Origin of the sequence: Stenotrophomonas sp. 2619, from assembly GCF_040548725.1 — a bacterium.
Lineage (GTDB): Bacteria > Pseudomonadota > Gammaproteobacteria > Xanthomonadales > Xanthomonadaceae > Stenotrophomonas > Stenotrophomonas maltophilia_AP.
Window position 1 is genome coordinate 82703 of record NZ_JBEPSF010000020.1, and the last position, 18207, is coordinate 100909.

Below are 18207 nucleotides of genomic sequence, written 5' to 3' on the forward strand. Positions count from 1 at the left end.
GTTCTAGAGTTCATCTAAGGACAGCGAGCCCTATCGATCACCACAGTCCATGCCCCGGCCTCAAGACCATTCAAGAGTGTACGGGGCAACCTTGTACTCGAAGGTGAGAAAGAAGTAGGGAATAATGCTGAAACCTACGATAAACCAATACAGGAATGCTGCGTGGCCGAACAGCAAAGTCGAATTCATGACCACATCTATCTCCCACTTGACCAAGGAGAGAGATCTGGGCACTTGAGCGTCAACCAACTATTGCCGAGAACCGTCTATGAGAAGCTGACAAAAATGATCAGCGACTCATTGCAAGTGGGTGAGCTCAATTCACCTGACACTCAGCAGACCAACTTCCAGCGAGAAAGAGGTCACACAACCATATTCCTGGATGGAAATCGTGGAACCGGGAAGACAACTGTCATCGTGAACCTCCGTCAGTACATCAATTCTGATGAAGTTCGACGACTATACCCAAGCGTCTCAGATTTCGTCCACGTACTCGAACCAATCGATCCCTCGCAGTTAGAAGACGGAGACGATCTGTTCCTGAATGTTGTTGTTGCTGCGGTACTGAGCGATAGAAAAATCTTAGAAGGAAGGGATTCACAGCCGGATGGATGGCAGGCGCTGCATAATAGTCTGCAGGCGCTCGGCAGTGCGCTTGCCGGGAAAGAGACTCAGGGTGAAGGAGTGGGTCTTGATCGACTACGCGCATTCATTGGCACACAAGAACTAGTCAGCGCGGTGCACGAATTCTTCACAAAAGCAGCGCATTTGGTGGGAAAAAAGCTTCTTGTTCTTCCAATTGATGACGTGGATACGACCCTTCATCGAGCGTTTGAGAATCTAGAAGTCGTTCGAAGATACTTGGCAAGCCCAGCGGTTCTTCCCATCGTTTGTGGCGACCTCTCACTGTACAGAGAGGTCACTTGGCGAGATGCATTCCGCCGTCTCACTATTGATACTTCCCACCAGTCTGAACAGGCAAAGCCAATAGCGGTGGAACTTGCGCACGAGTACTTAAGGAAGATCCTCCCTCTTCACCGACGGCTTCGAATGTCTGATGTGGGTGAATTACTATCTAACCACAACATAATTCTCGGACCGGAAAATCACCGCGCTGGATTAGGTAGACTTTCTTTGCCAGAAATGGACTCTTGGCTCATCGCAGTTCTCGCAGGACCAGTGAACGGCCAAGAAAATAGCCGGCTCAAAATACCAATCACCACCGTCCGCGCACTTTCCCAAATCTTGTCTAGAGTCAAACATGAAATTCCATCACTGGAAGAGGCTTTCTTCGGAGAATCGCAGTCAACGCCACAGACGGAACTGATGCGCCGAATATCCCTACAGGGGAAACGGCGTTCTTCGCCGAAACACCCTAGGCAAGCTGAACCAGCATCCAGCAATAAGGGCGAACAGCTATCATTATCAAGATGGACTGCTGCGCTATTGGATCACTTTACTTTTGAACCTTCTGCAGGCGCAGTTTGTTTGGTGCTGCTCGCGTTGCGCGATTGGCAATCCAATGAAAAAGCATCTGTTCTTGATACTCCGCTCTTCCAGCCTCAAAATCAAATTGAATGCCAAGAGCTTAGATATATAGAAACCAGATCCCCCCTGAACTGGAGTATGGAACTGGAAGGTCGTCTGCCGGATTCATGGCTGGAGTCGATTCCCTATGAATCCATTCTGCCTTTTGCAACTCCAGAGGCTGGCCGAGCAGTGGTACCGTTAAATTGGGAGATTGAAACGAGCAGCAACATTGACGCTCAAGACGCAGCGATTGCGCACCTTCTCGTCAATCTAATAACACACCACAACTTCTACAGCTCCAGCAAACGATCCACATTAATCAGTAGCGGAAGGATACTCGAGCTAATTGTCACAAGTTTGGTACGCGACGTTACGGCTGATGACATCGATAGGATCCTAAGGGCGCCCCCCTTCCATAGCGCACCTAAGGTAGCGGCGACTAAGGAGCTTAAGATACCAATACACGAAATCGATACAGCAGAACAGGATGTGGATGATGAAACATCATTTATTCGCGGCCAACGTGGCGGTGCCCATTCCGACTCAGACATGGAAGGAGCAGTTAACTTTCTATGCACCAAAATAAATTCATGGCGATCCAGCTCCAATGCCAATAAACTAGCAGCTTCTCCGTGGCTGATATACTGCGCACTGAATAAGACACTCAATCAGACCCCATTCTTTACACGACAACTTGGCATAAATGAGCAGCCAAAGTCCGAAGCGCTTGTGGATGTGGTGGCCTCAGGGCTTTCTACATTCAACTCCTTTTGGGCGGCATTGGCAAGTTTTGAGAAGGGCCCCCTATTTGGCCTCAGCATTGAAGTATCCAACGTTAATATTGTCAACAGAAAGGGAGACTTTTACAAGACAAACCTGTACACACAGAATATAAAACCGCTATTGGACGCTACTGAAGTGCCGGGCTCTGTGGATCCTGAAAGATTTATCTCTTACACGTCCACCCTCAGCTCGCACCCCTTGGGGAGTGCTCTACAGAATCTCTTCTCGCATTCAAGCGAGGCGGCCTTGATGCCTCTTGATCTGCGAAGTACAGCTGATGGGAGGGCTGCCCTTATTAATGCGCTAGGCTTGTCGGAAAACGTGAAGCGAATTACCGTTGCAATGGTAAAGAACGCGCTACTTAGAAATGCACCAAGAGGATTCACCCCTCGTCGGTTTGGCGAAAGTATTCTAAAGAAAATTGAAAATAGGTATCCAACACTGGGCCAGCTGAACGTCCTACGCAGGGCGATCCAACACTATTCAACTACAGAAGCAGCCATGGGTGCGCGATAGTGTTAGTAAAACAGATGCAGCAGCGGGCAATTGGCGCACTGTTCGGAGGCGAAAGAGCGAGCGCCGTTCTACTGCATCATTTATCAGATTGCCAGCTCAAGACCGACAATGGGAATCAGTTACGCCTGTCGCCAGGGAAGCTTAGGAAAAGTCTCAAGCTAGCACTATTAGCGGATATCGACGACCAGACCGGGCGACGCTTCCGCATTGATGACCTTGAACATGCGGCAAATCTTCTTTGCGACGAACCGTTCCTAGATGGCCCAACCATACCCGCACTGGAAAGCACAGTTAGTTATGTCATGACCACCACGGACGGCGTTCTTCATTTCCGCGAAGAACTCGTGCATCGTTACGCTGAGCTAGTTTCTGAGATAGACCCCATAATGCTCCTCGCTTGGCACATAACGAGCTCACTGAGTGATTGCTACTCGGATTGCCCAAATGAACTCTTCACGTTAGTCGAAGCTCACAACCATCTCCTAGTCGGAAACAGGTTTGACTCTTGTGCGATTTCAGATGGTCATGTACACCTAAATGGCGTCGCCGGAACCGAGACTGTGCTCGCCCAGCTCATATTCCATCCGTCGACTGACCGACCAACCTCGGAGGATGTACGGCTTCGTAGAATACACAGGCTACTGAGGGCCTTTGTCATTATTTGGTCGAACAGCCATTCGGATACCGCATCCTCAGAATCACTACTGCAGGCATGCGTCAACACGGCAACCCCCATAGAACCAGATCCAGTAATTGACTGGATTTGCGTAGAATCAGGCATTGCATCGCCAAATAACGAGCGCAACACACCAATTTGTCTGGCATGGCTCTTGAAAATGATGAGCCGGGCTGCAGCTGGCCACGATACTGATAGCGCTTGGAAATGGCTATTCATACTACTCTGGAGCACCTACAGAGCCAAAACCACATCCAGGGAGGTTCGCGCTGTAGTCTTGCTAATGGTATCTGAGATAATGGCGCTTCGTCGAAGACTTATTTCACATGGAAGCGGCCTTCGGAGATTTACGTCCAGCACTTTTCACGCGCCATTGAGGTCCGACTTCAACCGGGACTCAGCGCGAGGACAACTGAGACAGCAGGCGATTGCATCGAGATTATTCAATATACAAGGGGACCAGGCGGAGATTAAGGCATCCCTACACACTTTCGAGAATAACGTAGCCACAACTAACTTTGCACGAGCCGCAATACACCGAGGAGCAAAAATATCTTCAGGTAACTCAGGTGACGCCATCAGGATCAGGGACTGGCACTTTTGTGCACACTTTAATCGCTCATCCGATGCCTCTCGCAGGGATCTATGGCTGAAAGCCGAACGCTTTAACTCGGTCATGAAATCTATCACGCCTTGGAATCTATCCCCACTATCGGAGGCATGCGCTACTGGTAAAAGCCAGATGGCGCTTCCGTCTGATCTGATTCGTGGGCTTGATGTCGCCGGCGATGAGAACCGCCAGAGAATTGATGTATTTGCCCCGATGGTTAGATGGCTTCGTGTCGAGCATGAGGAATCTCAATCAGTGGTCGGCTTACTCCACCCGACCAAGCCAACGCGCAGGCTGCACCTTAGCATTCATGCGGGGGAAGACTATTCGCATCCGCTGTCTGGCATTCGCCACGTTAATGAGACTGTCCGATTCTGCGGGATGCGGCGCGGGGATAGGATCGGCCACGCGTTGGCCTTAGGGGTGCCGCCAAAGGATTGGCTATCCAAATTTGGGGAGGCGCTTCTTCCTCTTGACGAGCACTTCGATAACCTAGTGTGGGCATGGTCCGAGTCAAACAAGATCAAACATTTTGCTTTCTCCAAGGAGGTTCGGAGTCGCTTAGAGTCAAGGATTGCGAGGCTGGCCCCTAGTGTTTCGTGGCTCCCCGTCAGTCTCATGAAGGAGACCATTACTGATTCTCATATTTTACTGCTGTATAAAGCATGGAAGCTGCGGAGGAATTGTGCGGAACTATCGACTTCAGTGAAGTCTGCTTCCATCACTGGCGGCACCAAGGTGAAAGTTGCGCTACCGGACTTGGCCATACTGGAGAGGGGACTATCGGCTACTGACGAAACATCTGCTGCAGGACTTTTTTTAAGTTGGTCTAGACATCAAAATCGCACAAACTTGTCTCCCAACAGAAAGCCGAGAATTGCATGCGTTGCAACACCTCGCTATGGGCATGCAACTCGTCAACAAACTCTGCTTGAGTCCCAGAGCATAAACCATAGCAGTAATGATCCGATCCACGACCATGACAATCAGCTGGACCTGGAGTTTATGCATGCCCTCCAGGATGTCTGCATCGAGAGATACGCGAGACTAGGATTGTCAATTGAGGCAAACCCCAGCTCTAATGTATATATCGGGCAGTTGCAAGCATACAGTGAGCACCCAATTTTTCGATGGCATCCGGTGAGAATCTCCGACCTTAAAGCCGGAGGACCCATCAATCTTTACGGACTTCGCAAGAGGAAGATTGATGTAACTATCAATACAGATGATCCCGGGGTAATTCCGACTACGATCAGAATGGAATATCACCTAATGCATGAAGCTGCATTGGAACGTGGATACACGAAGTTGGAGGCTGACGAATGGCTGAATTGCATTTCCCAGCTCGCTCGAACGCATTTTTCAGATGCGCACTGATTCACCTTAGGTCGGTCTCCGCTTGATAATCTCCCGGCTGCTACCGCCTCCGCCGGGAGTATAGGGCTTGCGGCGATGCATCCAGCTTTTCTTAGTTTGGAGACCACCATTATAATTACTAAATAAAACCCGGACACACCGTTGGCGCTAGATTCAGAGCCAGCCCTTCTGCCGCGCCAACCGATACGCTTCGATGCGGTTGGCCACGCCCAGCTTGCCGATGCACTCGGACAGGTAGTTGCGCACGGTGCCGTGCGACAAGCCCAGCTGGGTGGCGATCTCGCTGGCGGATCTTCCGTCACCCGACAGGCGCAGCACCTGGCGTTCGCGGTCGTTGAGCGGGTCGGCCTGCGACCAGGCGTCCAGCGCCAGCTGCGGGTCGATCGCACGGCCGCCGCGCTGCACCTGGCGCAGGGCATCGGCCAGGCGTTCGGCCGGCGCGTCCTTGAGCAGGTACCCGCACACGCCGGCATCCAACGCGCGGCGCAGGAAGCCCGAGCGCGCGAAGGTGGTCACGATCACCACCTTGATCGGCAACTGCTGGCGCGCAATGCGCTGGGCCAGCTCCAGCCCGGACAGGCCGGGCATTTCAATGTCGGTCACCAGGATGTCCGGCTGCAGCTGCTGCAGCATGCGCCAGGCCGCCTCGCCATCGGCGGCGCTGCCGAGCACCTCGATGTCCGGCTCCAGGCCAAGCAGCGCCGACAGCGCGCCGCGCACCATGGCCTGGTCTTCGGCCAATACGATGCGGATCATGCCGGCCCGCCCGCAGGCAGCGACGGTGCCGTTGGCAGGTCGGTCGGCAACGCAGTCACCGCCGCGGTGGCCGCGGGCAGCGGAACGCGCGCCGTCACGCAGGTGCCCTCGCCTTTCACCGACTGCAGCACCAGCGTGCCGCGCAAAGCCGTCACCCGTTCGCGCATGCCACCCAGCCCGTTGCCGTCGGCCTGTACGCCACCGCGGCCATCATCGCGGATCTCCATCAGCAAGCTGCGCCCTTCCTGTTCAAAGCGTATCCAGGCTTGGTGCGCCTGCGCATGCCGGGCGATGTTGGTGGCCGCCTCTCGCAGCACCAGCGACAACCCGCGCTCCACATCCGGCGGCATCGGCGGCGGCGGCGCGTAATGCAGGTGCACGTGCTGGCACTCCAGCAACAGGCGCGCCGAGGCCAGCTCGGCCGCCAGGTCGCTGGCGCGGATACCGGTGACCGCGCTGCGCACTTCGGCCAGGGCCTGGCGCGCGATCGTTTCGGCCTCGGTTACTTCGCGGCGCGAGCCCTGCGGGTCGCGGTCGGCCAGCTTGCGCGAAAGCTCCAGCTTCAGCGTGATCAACGACAGCGTATGCCCCAGCAGGTCGTGCAGGTCACGGCCGATGCGTTCGCGTTCGGCGGTGGCAGCCAGCCGGCGTACTTCCTCCTGCGACAGCTGCAGGGCCGCATCACGGTCCTTGTTGGCCCGTTCCACGTTGATGATGATGCCGATGATCAGCGCCATCGAGGGAATCCACACCACCAGCTGCCAGGGGTAGCCCACCCACAACGCGACCACCACGAACAGGCCGTTGAGCGCCAGCAACCGCAGCATGTAGCGCAGCATGCTGGCGTTGCGGCACACCCGCAGCATCACGCAGCCGAAGATGAAGTAGCTGATGCCCGAGGGATACCACGGCAGCAGTGCCAGGCCCATGGCCACCATCGCCAGCGCATAGCGCGGCCCGTGGTGGCGGGGCGCCAGCAGCAGGCGCACATACAGGGTCAGGAACACCGGGTAGGTGAGCAGGGTCAGCCACATCCAATCCAGCGTGTAGCCCGTGCCGAAGATGGGGGTGAAGAACACCCAGCCCGTCCACAACAGGTGGACCGCGTCGGCCCAGGCCGGCTTGCCACGGCGCAGGTTGTCGGCCACCGAGGAGTCCGGCGCGGGGCGCAGCAGCGAGGCGATCCAGCGCGAAGACACGGGCGGTTCCAGGGCGGGGCGGTCAGGCGCGATCATGCCAGTTTCATCCGCCGCTTAGCCAACCCGGCGCAGGCGTCGCCGCGCCAGCCCCAGCGCCACGCCGGTGACCGCCAGCAGCACCGCGATGTGCACCCATGTGCTGCCTTGGGCCGGCATGCCCACCGCCGGCAGCGCCAGCTGGGCCAGGTGCCAGGTGGGCCACAGCGGGGCCAGCGTGGAGAACACCGGCGGCAGGATCGACAGCGGCAGCCACAGCCCCGACAGCAGGGCCAGCGGCAGGTACACCAGGTTGACCACCGCCGGGGCCGCACTGGCACTGACATGGCTGCCGATCCACAGCCCGATCGCGCCCAGCGGCAGCGCGGCGAAGGCGGCCACGGCCAGCAGTCGCAGCACCATGCCGGGCGCCAGGCCCACCCCGGCCAGGGCCGCCACCCCCAGCAGCACCAGCGCCACCAGCAGCGCGAACAGCACCGCCATCAGCAGCCGCGCCAGCAACGGCGCCATCGGCGGCAACGGCAGCGCGCGCTTCAGCGTGAGCAGGCCGCCTTCGCGGTCCAGCGCCAGCTGCACGCCGAAGCCGAACAGCGCCGGGGCCATCGCGCCGAACACGCAGTAGGTGGCCAGCAGGTACTGCGGCGCGTGGCCGCGCCCGAGCAGGATGCCGAACAGCGCATAGAACAGCACCGGGAACAGCAGCGAGGGCAATGCAAAGGCGGGCGTGCGCCAGGCACGGCGCAGTTCGCACAGCGCTTCGGCGCGGTAGATCCGCCAGGTGGACGCGCGTGGGTGCACGTTCGGTACGGTGGTCAGGGTGTTCATGCGGCCTCCCGGGTCAGTTCGACGAAGGCGTCGGCCAGGCCGCCGCCATGCACTTCCAGTTCCTGCAGCTGCGGGTCTTCGGCCAGCAGCCGCGCCACCACCGGCTCGGCCGGTTCGGCCAGCAGCTGCAGGCGCAGCCCATCGCGCTGCACCTCGCGCACCCCCGGCCAGGTTTTCAGTACGTCGGCATCCAGCGCGCTGCGGCAGCGGATCCGGCGCGGGGCCAGCTGCTGGCGGAACTGCGCCAGCGGGCCATCGGCCAGTACCCGGCCCTGCTCGATCACCACCACGCGCTGGGCCAGCGCTTCGGCCTCTTCCAGGTAGTGTGTGGTCAGCAGCACGCCGCAACCTTCGCTGGACAGCTGCCGGATCGCCTGCCACAGCGCCTGCCGGGCCTGGATGTCCAGGCCGGTGGTGGGCTCGTCCAGGAACAGCAGCTGCGGCCGCCCGCACAGCGCGATGGCGAACTGCACGCGGCGCTGCTGGCCACCGGACAGTTGGCCGTAACGGCGCCGCGCGAGGTCGGTAAGCCCGGCCAGTGCCAGGCACTCGGCCAGCGGGCGTGGGTCGTCGTAGCAGGCGCTTGCCAGCGCGATCAGTTCGTCTACCTGCAGCACCGGTGGCAGTGCGGTGCTCTGCAGCATCACCCCGATACCCCGCCGACTGGCGCGCTGTTGCGGGTCGCCGCCCAGCAGCTCGGCATGACCGGCATCAAGGGCGCGCAGGCCCAGCAGGACCGAGATCGCGGTGCTCTTGCCCGCGCCGTTGCGGCCGAGCAGGGCCAGCACTTCGCCGCGCTGCAGCGAAAAACTCACGCCCTGCAGCGCGGCGACAGCACCGTAATGCACCTGCGCGTCGCGCAGCGTGGCCAAGGCAGTCGGACAGGAAACGGACATCGGGACACTCCGTGACGGGTTCGGCACAGCGTCGCGCCGCGGCGGGCGCGGTCCCAGTGGCCACCGTCAGCGCAAGCAGGTGACAGCTGTCACTGCCGTGGCCCCCGGCCGGCGGGCATGCTGTGCACCTCCCGGCCTGGTGCCGGTTTGTCCCCGGCCGCCGTTGCGGTCACACTCGGCCCGATTCCCCGTCCAGACTCACGATGAACGCATCCGCTGAACTGCTCAAGGAACTCCGCATCGACCGCAAGGCGACCCCGCCGCCGTCCGCGCCCCGCCGTGGGCTATGGATCGGGCTGGCCATCGTCGCCGTGCTGCTGCTCGTTGGCATCGGCTGGTTTCTGTTCGGCCGGCAACGGCCGATCGAGGTGACCACCGCACCGGTGGTGGCCATCCAGCAGGGCGGCGCCAGCGGTTCGGTGCTCGATGCCAGCGGCTACGTGGTGGCGCGGCGCATGGCCACGGTGTCGGCCAAGATCACCGGCAAGGTGCGCGAGGTGATGATCGAAGAAGGCATGCGGGTGGAAGAAGGCCAGGTGATGGCCACGCTCGACCCGATCGATGCCAACGCCCAGCGCAGCCTGTCGGCCTCGCAGCTGGAGGCCGCGCGCAGCCAGCTGGCCGGGCTGCAGGCGCAGGTGGCGCAGGCCAACGCCGAAGCCGGCCGCCTGCAGACACTGGTGGGCCAGCAGCTGGTGTCGCGCTCGCAGTACGACCTGGCCATTTCCCAGCGTGACAGCCTGCGCGCGCAGCTGCGCACCGCCGAGCGCAATACCAAGGTAGCCAACGACGCACTGGCCATCGCCGACCTGGGCGTGGACAACAACACCGTGCGCGCGCCGTTCTCCGGGGTTGTCACCGCCAAGGCTGCGCAGCCGGGCGAGATCGTGTCGCCGTTGTCGGCCGGCGGTGGCTTCACCCGTACCGGTATCGGCACCATCGTGGACATGGAGTCGCTGGAGATCGAAGTGGAGGTGGGCGAGTCGTTCATTGGCCGCGTGCAACCGAAGATGCCGGTCGAAGCCACGCTCAACGCCTACCCGGACTGGAAGATCCCGGCCGAGGTGATCGCCATCATTCCCACCGCCGACCGCGGCAAGGCCACGGTCAAGGTACGCGTGGCGCTGAAGGTGAAAGACCCGCGCATCGTGCCGGAAATGGGCGTGCGGGTGAGCTTCCTGGAGGCCGCACAGCCGGCGCAGGCGGCCGCACCCAAGGGCGTGCGCGTGCCGGCGGCCGCCCTCGTGGAGCGCGACCAGAAAACCGTGGCCTTCGTGGTGAAGGACGACCAGCGCGTGGAACAGCGCACGGTCACCGCCGGCGCCACGCTCAACACCGACCGCCAGGTCAGCCAGGGGCTGAGCGCGGGCGAGGTGGTGGTGCTGGACCCGCCGGCGGAGCTGAAGGACGGCGGCAAGGTCGTGGAAGCGAAGCAGTAAGCCGTGCCGCCCCGCTGGGCGGCGCGACGCAGTGTGTGACCCGCGCGCCCCCGCGCGCGGCCTCGAACGTGCGCTACCCGTGCCGAGCAGGCGCGCAGGCGGGCCGCTGTCTGCCACTGCGCATCCCACCCGGGCACGGCCCTCATTCCGCCGCAGGCAGGCGCATGCCGCATGCCGCGCCGCCCTCGATTCGCCTTGATCCACGGAGAACCGTCCATGTCGACCCTGGTTTCGCTCCGCAACATCACCAAGACCTACCAGCGTGGCCCCGAGAAGGTGCAGGTGCTGCACGGCATCGACCTGGACATCCAGCGCGGCGATTTCGTCGCGTTGATGGGCCCGTCCGGCTCGGGCAAGACCACCCTGCTCAACCTGATCGGCGGGCTGGACACGCCCAGCGACGGCGAGATCGTGATCGAAGGCGAACGCATCGACCGCATGAGTGGCGGCCAGCTGTCCACCTGGCGCAGCCACCACGTCGGCTTCGTGTTCCAGTTCTACAACCTGATGCCGATGCTGACCGCGCAGAAGAACGTGGAACTGCCGCTGCTGCTCACCCATCTGGGCGCGGCGCAGCGCAAGCGCAACGCCGAGATCGCGCTGACCCTGGTGGGCCTGGCCGACCGCCGCAGCCACCGCCCCAATGAACTGTCCGGCGGCCAGCAGCAGCGCGTGGCGATCGCACGGGCGATCGTCTCCGACCCCACCTTCCTGATCTGCGACGAACCCACCGGCGACCTGGACCGGCAGTCGGCCGAGGAAATCCTGGGCCTGCTGCAGCAGCTCAACCGCGAGCACGGCAAGACCATCATCATGGTCACCCACGACCCCAAGGCCGCCGAGTACGCCACCCATACCGTGCACCTGGACAAGGGCGAACTGGCCAGCGCGCCAGCGGCCCACTGACGGAGGATGCCGCGATGAAGTATTTCTCGCTGGTCTGGGCCCAGCTGTTCCGCAGCAAGACACGCACGCTGCTGACCCTGCTGTCGGTGGTGGCCGCGTTCCTGCTGTTTGGCATGCTCGATTCGGTGCGCGTGGCGTTCAACTCCGGGGGCGAAACCATCGAAGGCGCCAAGCGGCTGGTGGTGTCCTCCAAGCTTTCGATCACCCAGAGCCTGCCATTGCGCCTGCTGCGTGACATCGAAGCCACCCCGGGCGTGCGCAAGGTGAACTACGCGATGTGGTTCGGCGGCATCTACCAGGACCCGAAGAACTTCTTCCCCAGTTTCTCGGTGTCGGACAACTACATGGACCTGTACCCGGAGTTCGAGCTGCCACCGGCGCAGGCCGAGGCGTTCAAGAACACCCGCACCGGCGCCATCGTGGGCGAGACCCTGGCCAAGCGCTTCGGCTGGAAGCTGGGCGATACGATTCCGATGCAGGCCACCATCTTCCCGCGCAAGGGCAGCAATGACTGGCCGCTGGAACTGGTGGGCATCTATCGGGCCAAGGACCGCAACAACGCCGGTGCGGAGAACCAGCTGCTGCTGCACTGGAGCTATTTCGACGAGTCCAACGATTACATCAAGAACCAGGTCAGCTTCTACACCGTGCAACTGGACAACCCGGCCCATGCCTCGCGCGTGGCCCAGGCGATCGATGCGCTGTCGCTCAATTCCGACCGCGAAACCAAGTCGCAGACCGAAGCGGCGTTCTCGCAGGCCTTCGCCAAGCAGTTCGCCGACATCGGGCTGATCGTCACCGGCATCATGGCCGCGGTGTTCTTCACCCTGGTGCTGCTGACCGGCAACACCATGGCCCAGGCGGTGCGCGAACGCATTCCGGAGCTGGCCATCCTCAAGACACTGGGCTTCAAGGACGGCACCGTGCTGGTGCTGGTGATGGTGGAGTCGGTGCTGTTGATCGTGCTGGGCGGGCTGATCGGCATGGGTCTGGCCGCCATCCTGATGCCGGCGATCAGCGCCAACAGCCAGGGCATGATCAGCCTGCCGGGCGTACCGGTGCAGACCTGGGCCATGGCGCTGGGCCTGATGGCGGTGATCGGCGTGGTAGTGGGCCTGCTGCCGGCATTGCGCGCGCAGCGGTTGAAGATCGTCGACGCACTGGCCGGACGCTGAGGAGCCCCCCATGAAAACGCACTGGATGTGGAACGTGTTGACCGTGCTGCTGCTGGCGGTGGCATTGGGGGTCTGGATCGTGCTGCCGTGGCCGGCGGTGCTGGTCATCGCGGTGGCCCTGGCGGCCTGGCTGCTGCTGACCCGCAGCGGGCGGCTGTCGCTGGCGGCCGCGCGCATCGGCATTGCCAGCCTGCCGCAGCGCTGGGGCGCCTCGTCGGTGATCGTGGTCGGCATTGCCGGCGTGGTCGGCGTACTGGTGGCGATGCTGGCGATGGGCGACGGCTTCAAGGCCACGCTCAACCGCAGCGGCAGTGACGACGTGGCCATCGTGCTGCGCGGTGGTTCGCAGGCCGAGACCAACTCGGTGATCATGCGTGACCAGCTGCCGCTGATCCAAAGCCTGCCCGGCGTGGCGCGTGGCACCGATGGCAAGCCGCTGGTGTCGGCCGAGCTGTCGCAGGTGATCAGCCTGCTCTCGCGCAGCGACCACAGCGACACCAACGTGCAGTTCCGCGGGGTCGGCGACAAGGCCTGGGAAGTGCGCAACACGATCCGCATCATTGAAGGCCGCCGCTTCAAACCCGGCCTGCGCGAGATCGTGGTGGGCAAGGGGGCCAAGGCGCAGTTCGAGGGCCTGGAGGTGGGCAAGACGCTGCAGCTGGGCAAGCAGGACTGGACGGTGGTGGGCGTGTTCGCCTCCAACGACGTGCACGAGTCCGAGCTGTGGGCCGACACCCAGACCCTGTCCACCACCTACAACCGCAGTGCCTACCAGTCGGTCAATGTGCGTACCGACGGCACGGCCGGGTTCGCCCGCTTCAAGGCGGCGATGGAGGCCGACCCGCGACTGAAGCTGGACGTGGAAACCAGCCGCGCGTACTACAGCAAGCAGTCCGGCGGGTTGAGCAAACTGATCAGCATCCTGGGCACGGTGATCGGCACGATCATGGCCATCGGCGCGGTGTTCGGCGCACTCAACACGATGTATGCGGCCGTGGCCACGCGCGCGCGTGAGATCGCCACCATGCGCGCGATCGGGTTCCGTGGCCTGCCGGTGGTGACGGCGGTGATGCTGGAAACCATGCTGCTGGCCCTGCTTGGCGGCCTGCTCGGCGGGCTGGTGGCATGGCTGGTGTTCAACAACTACACCGTGTCCACGCTGGGCAACAACTTCAGCCAAGTGGTGTTCCAGTTCCAGGTGTCGCCGCAGTTGTTGTGGACGGGGTTGAAGTGGGCACTTGGCATCGGGCTGGTCGGTGGTCTGTTCCCGGCGCTGCGAGCCGCACGCCTGCCGATCACTACCGCACTGCGCGAAACCTGAGACCGCAATAGAGGCACCCGCGCGCGCGTTTGCGCACACGCGATAGCAGGTCACGAACCGCATCCGCAAGGGTGCGGTTCTTTTTTTGGGTTCTTCGCCCATCTGCGGGGCATGCAAAAACGTGCATTGGCGCTTTCCAGGCGCAGCCGTCGGCGTGTCGGGCGCTGGGCCCCGATACCCTTTCCGGCGAATGTCCTCCGGCGTCGGCCTGCGGCCGCCGCCTCCCCCTTTACTTCGCCTCCAAGGGCATCGGGACCCAGCGCCCGACCCACCGACAGCACCAAAAGCCCGGCGCCCGCTTCCTACCGCAAGCCGAGCCCCGTCGCAGCCGGTAGGCTCCTGGGCAAAGTAAAGGAGGAGGCCGCCCAGCGGCCGGGGGACATTTGCACCAGGGGCCTACCGGCTGCTACGGGGCCCTCACGCTCGCGACCTCCCCGATCGGAGACGCCAGCCGCGGCGCCTGCACATCCGGCGACCCGCGTCCCGTCGTGCTCACTCTGCGACGGCCATTGCAACAAGACGCTTCCCTCAGATGGGAGAAGAACTTTTTTTGCGTAGCCACCCATGGGGGTGGCTCTACCGGGTGGCGGACGCTGAATGCTTGTCGTCGTGCGCGTCTGCAGGCACTCAAGTTGCTGGGTGCATCGCCGTTATCGGTGCCTCTGCCTGCATCGTTGCGATGCACTGCCCACGCGACGGCATGCATTACAAAAAGATAGTTCGCCAACCCGCGAATTTGTCAGCCATCGTTCATTTTTGGCTGTTTTTATGCTTTCAAGTGAAAGTAAAAATTTTGAAAAGTCATTAGACTCCCGCCCCCCGCGTCGTGATGTTGTTCCCCACGTCGCCCGCAAGGGCGCTTGTTTTTCCTGAAAAGAGATATCGCACGGATGTATTTGAAGACCCACCCGCTGCGCAACGCGATTGCCATCGCGCTTGTTGCCAGCTGCAGTGCCCCTGCCTTCGCCCAGACCGCCACTGATGGCACCACCAATCTGGATCGCATTGAAATCACCGGCTCGCGCATCCGCCAGGCCAGCGTCGAGAGCGCCCAGCCGGTCGTCGCGCTGAACCGCGCCGAGATCGAGAAGAAGGGCTACGTCAACGTCGCCGACATCCTGCAGGACGTCACCGCCGCCGGTGCGCCGGCGATGAGCCGCGCCAACTCGCTGGAGTCGGGCCGCGATTTCGGCGGCATGTACGTCAGCCTGCGCAACCTGGGCCCGGAACGCAGCCTGGTGCTGATCGACGGCCGCCGCATGGGCGTGTCCGCCGCCGGCTATTCCGACCTCGCCTCGATCCCGTCCTCGATCGTGGACCGCGTGGAAGTGCTGACCGACGGTGCCTCGGCGCTGTACGGCTCGGACGCCATCGCCGGCGTGGTCAACATCATCACCCGCAAGAACTTCGACGGCGCCGAAGTGAACGCCTACGTCGGCCAGTACAGCGAAGGCGACGGCCAGAAGACCGGTTACAGCGCCACCTTCGGCAAGACCTTCGACCGTGGCTGGGTCACCGTTGGCGGTGAGTACTCCGACGAAGATGCCGTGCTGGGCAGCGCGCGTGAATTCACCGCCTACCCGAACGGTCCGCGCCATCCGACCGACGGCCTGAGCGGCGTCACCCCGTGGGGCTATGCCACCGTGGACGGCAAGAACCTGAGCGTGGGCCCGGGCGGCGACCCGACCCAGCTGGGCAACTTCGTGCCGGCCAACAAGGCCAACGACGCCAACACCAAGACCAACATGAGCCTGCTCACCGGCCTGCAGCGCAAGTCGGTGTTCGCCAACGGTGGGTTCTCGATCAACGACAACCTGCGCCTGGTGGCCGACGCGCTGTACACCGAGCGTGAGTCGACCAAACAGCTGGCTGGCTACCCGTACCAGAGCACCGGCTCGCGTGCGCTGCTGTCCAAGGACAGCGCGTTCAACCCGTTCGGCCGTGACGTGGCGTTCGCGCACCGCACCGAAGAACTGCCGCGCGCCACCGAAAACAACCTCACCACCAAGCGCGCCAGCGTGGGCGTGGAAGGCAGCTTCGAAACCGGTTCGCGGTACTGGGACTGGAACGTGAGCTACATGTACAACCGCAACGAAGGCGAGCGCATCGGCACGGGCAGCATGTACCAGCCGAACGTCAACCAGTCGGTCGGTCCGTCGTTCCTGGATACCAATGGCGTGGCCCATTGCGGCAGCGTCGGCAACGTGATCGCCGGCTGCACGCCGTGGAACCCGCTGGCCCCGATGGGTTACACCGGCCCGGGCGCACTGGGCAACCAGGACGTGCAGGACTTCCTGTTCACCCGCTTCACCGACAAGATCCAGAGCACCACCAAGGTGGCCAGCGCGAACATCTCCGGCTCGCTGTTCAGCCTGTCGGCCGGTGACATCATGGGTGCCATGGGCTTCGAGCACCGCAGCGAAGAAGCCAGCTACGACCCGGACATGATGGTGCAGAAGGGCCAGATTGCCGGTACCTCCGGCCAGCCGACCCGGGGCGACTACTCGCTCAACGAAGCCTACCTGGAACTGCAGGTGCCGGTGCTGGCCGACATGGCCTTCGCGCGCGAGCTGTCGCTGGACATGGCCGCCCGTTACTCGGACTACAGCAACTTCGGTTCGACCACCAACACCAAGTTCGGCCTGAAGTGGAAGCCGATCGACAGCCTGCTGGTGCGCGCCACCTACGGCACCGGCTTCCGCGCACCGACGGTGGAAGATCTGTACGGCGGCACGGTCACCACGCGTGATTCGTACACCGATCCGTGCGACATGACCTTCGGCGCCGCCGCCAGCAACCCGCAGGTGCTGGCACGCTGCCTGGCCAAGGGCGTTCCGGCCAACTTCCACCAGCTCGCCGCCGACGGCAATGCCGCCACGGTGCCGGGCCAGCAGGGTGGCACCGACTTCACCTCCGGCTCCAATGCCGAGCTGAAGCCGGAAACCGCCAAGACCTGGACCGTGGGCCTGGTGTACAGCCCGGAGTTCGTGTCGGGCCTGGACCTGAGCCTGGACTGGTGGAAGATCCGCATCAACGACGTGATCGTCGGTGAGTCGGCCACGGACATGCTCAACCAGTGCTACGTGCAGGGCGTGGACGCGGCATGCAGCCGCTTCACCCGCAGCAAGTCGGGCAAGACCATCGGTCAGGTGAGCAGCCTGGATCGCACCCTGCTCAACGCGGGCTACCAGGAAACGGCCGGCTATGACATCTCGGTGCGTTACCGCCTGCCGGAACTGGCGATCGGCAAGTTCGCGATCACCTGGAACACCACGTATGTGGATTACCTGGAGCGCAAGAACGACAACGTCGATACGACGCCGGTGCGTCAGTACACGGGCTGGGAAGGCAACTTCCGCGTGCGCTCGAACCTGAACCTGGATTGGCAGTACGGCAATCTGGGCCTGGGCTGGACGGCACGTTACTACTCGGGCATGCAGGAAAACTGCGCGTTCGCGACCGAGTGCAGCAACCCGGGCTTCAGCTCGCCGTACACCGGCAACCAGGGCATCAACAAGGTGGGTTCGAACACCTTCCATGACATCCAGATGCGTTACATCCTGCCGTGGAACGGCACCATCTCGATGGGCATGAACAACGTGTTCGACCACCAGGGTCCGATCATGTACAGCCAGCCGAACAGCAGCTTCACCTACTACGGTGGCTTCGACATCGGCCGTTACATGTACATGAAGTACCAGCAGCGTTTCTGATCCACGGCTTACTCTCTCCAAGCCGTTGAATGGAAGTAAGGCGGCGCCCTCGGGCGCCGCCTTTTTTTATTGAGAAGCCAAGAGCGAAAGCAGTGTGAGCCCGTGTGTTTATCGGCTGGGCCGGTGGCACTGGCTTGCCCAGGGCCTTCTTCGGTGGGCAACATGCGTTCGCCGCGCCGACCAACCCTACCGGCAATCGTTTGGGAACCGACCCTACCTCGTATCAATTGCCTGTGCCTGGCCTGCTTGTGCCGCTTGCTTTGCTTGCCCATGGCTACCGATCCACTATCGGGGGTGGGGCTGGGTGGGATTGCGGGACCCTCCACCGCATGGATGCGGTGGCGGAGCCTACAGGGATGTACTTGCGGCGTGTCCCGCGAGCCCCCCCCCCCCCCCCCCCCCCCGCCCCCCCCCCCACCCCGGGGTTTGGCCCCTCAAACGTAAAAAAAAAACCCCACCCCCCCCCCCCCCCCCCCCCACAGTGCACC

The 18207-nt window shown here is 62.0% G+C and carries 11 protein-coding genes; 7 read left to right on the forward strand and 4 right to left on the reverse strand.

Annotation, left to right across the window (positions count from 1 at the left end; all coding sequences use genetic code 11):
• Positions 1-162 precede the first annotated feature (162 nt).
• Positions 163-2829 (forward strand): antiviral RADAR system adenosine triphosphatase RdrA, encoded by a 2667-nt coding sequence (gene rdrA / locus ABIA71_RS18120; protein ID WP_354287060.1) that lies wholly within the window; start codon positions 163-165, stop codon positions 2827-2829.
• Between the two features lie 1904 nt (positions 2830-4733).
• Complete coding sequence (locus ABIA71_RS18125) at positions 4734-5492, forward strand: amidohydrolase family protein (protein ID WP_354287062.1); 759 nt, start codon at positions 4734-4736, stop codon at positions 5490-5492.
• Between the two features lie 153 nt (positions 5493-5645).
• On the opposite strand, the gene ABIA71_RS18130 is transcribed toward ABIA71_RS18125, so the two are convergent.
• Genes ABIA71_RS18130 through ABIA71_RS18145 form a run of 4 tightly spaced genes read right to left on the reverse strand, consistent with a single transcriptional unit; the run spans position 5646 to position 9165 of the window.
• Positions 5646-6248, reverse strand: coding sequence for a response regulator transcription factor (locus ABIA71_RS18130; RefSeq protein ID WP_038691041.1), 603 nt, complete (start codon positions 6246-6248; stop codon positions 5646-5648).
• On the reverse strand, positions 6245-7483 hold the full coding sequence (locus ABIA71_RS18135) for a sensor histidine kinase (protein WP_354287064.1): 1239 nt from the start codon (positions 7481-7483) through the stop codon (positions 6245-6247). Before ABIA71_RS18135 ends, ABIA71_RS18130 begins: the two co-directional genes overlap by 4 nt.
• Positions 7484-7501: 18 nt before the next feature.
• Positions 7502-8269: an ABC transporter permease gene (locus ABIA71_RS18140; protein WP_354287066.1), complete on the reverse strand. Its 768-nt coding sequence runs from the start codon at positions 8267-8269 to the stop codon at positions 7502-7504.
• The gene (locus tag ABIA71_RS18145) at positions 8266-9165 is read right to left on the reverse strand and encodes an ABC transporter ATP-binding protein (RefSeq protein WP_128096781.1); all 900 of its coding nucleotides are present in this window, start codon (positions 9163-9165) and stop codon (positions 8266-8268) included. Before ABIA71_RS18145 ends, ABIA71_RS18140 begins: the two co-directional genes overlap by 4 nt.
• A 203-nt stretch (positions 9166-9368) precedes the next feature.
• On the opposite strand from ABIA71_RS18145, the gene ABIA71_RS18150 reads away from it, so the two are divergent.
• The 5 genes from ABIA71_RS18150 (at position 9369) to ABIA71_RS18170 (ending at position 17719) form a co-directional block, all read left to right on the forward strand.
• A complete protein-coding gene (locus ABIA71_RS18150; RefSeq protein WP_354287069.1) occupies positions 9369-10604 on the forward strand; it encodes an efflux RND transporter periplasmic adaptor subunit in 1236 nt (411 codons plus the stop codon).
• Between the two features lie 216 nt (positions 10605-10820).
• Positions 10821-11510 (forward strand): ABC transporter ATP-binding protein, encoded by a 690-nt coding sequence (locus tag ABIA71_RS18155; protein ID WP_354287071.1) that lies wholly within the window; start codon positions 10821-10823, stop codon positions 11508-11510.
• A gap of 14 nt (positions 11511-11524) precedes the next feature.
• Complete coding sequence (locus tag ABIA71_RS18160) at positions 11525-12685, forward strand: ABC transporter permease (RefSeq protein ID WP_128096779.1); 1161 nt, start codon at positions 11525-11527, stop codon at positions 12683-12685.
• Between the two features lie 10 nt (positions 12686-12695).
• A complete protein-coding gene (locus ABIA71_RS18165; protein ID WP_128096778.1) occupies positions 12696-14006 on the forward strand; it encodes an ABC transporter permease in 1311 nt (436 codons plus the stop codon).
• Positions 14007-14896: 890 nt separating this feature from the next.
• Positions 14897-17719: a TonB-dependent receptor plug domain-containing protein gene (locus ABIA71_RS18170; RefSeq protein WP_354287074.1), complete on the forward strand. Its 2823-nt coding sequence runs from the start codon at positions 14897-14899 to the stop codon at positions 17717-17719.
• Positions 17720-18207 lie beyond the last annotated feature (488 nt).

Coding starts and splice junctions, on each gene's coding strand:
- ABIA71_RS18130 (WP_038691041.1), bottom strand. CDS start 6,248: ATGATCCGCATCGTATTGGCCGAAGACCAGGCCATGGTGCGCGGCGCG.
- ABIA71_RS18155 (WP_354287071.1), top strand. CDS start 10,821: ATGTCGACCCTGGTTTCGCTCCGCAACATCACCAAGACCTACCAGCGT.
- ABIA71_RS18170 (WP_354287074.1), top strand. CDS start 14,897: ATGTATTTGAAGACCCACCCGCTGCGCAACGCGATTGCCATCGCGCTT.
- ABIA71_RS18165 (WP_128096778.1), top strand. CDS start 12,696: ATGAAAACGCACTGGATGTGGAACGTGTTGACCGTGCTGCTGCTGGCG.
- ABIA71_RS18150 (WP_354287069.1), top strand. CDS start 9,369: ATGAACGCATCCGCTGAACTGCTCAAGGAACTCCGCATCGACCGCAAG.
- ABIA71_RS18145 (WP_128096781.1), bottom strand. CDS start 9,165: ATGTCCGTTTCCTGTCCGACTGCCTTGGCCACGCTGCGCGACGCGCAG.
- ABIA71_RS18160 (WP_128096779.1), top strand. CDS start 11,525: ATGAAGTATTTCTCGCTGGTCTGGGCCCAGCTGTTCCGCAGCAAGACA.
- ABIA71_RS18135 (WP_354287064.1), bottom strand. CDS start 7,483: ATGATCGCGCCTGACCGCCCCGCCCTGGAACCGCCCGTGTCTTCGCGC.
- ABIA71_RS18140 (WP_354287066.1), bottom strand. CDS start 8,269: ATGAACACCCTGACCACCGTACCGAACGTGCACCCACGCGCGTCCACC.
- ABIA71_RS18125 (WP_354287062.1), top strand. CDS start 4,734: ATGAAGGAGACCATTACTGATTCTCATATTTTACTGCTGTATAAAGCA.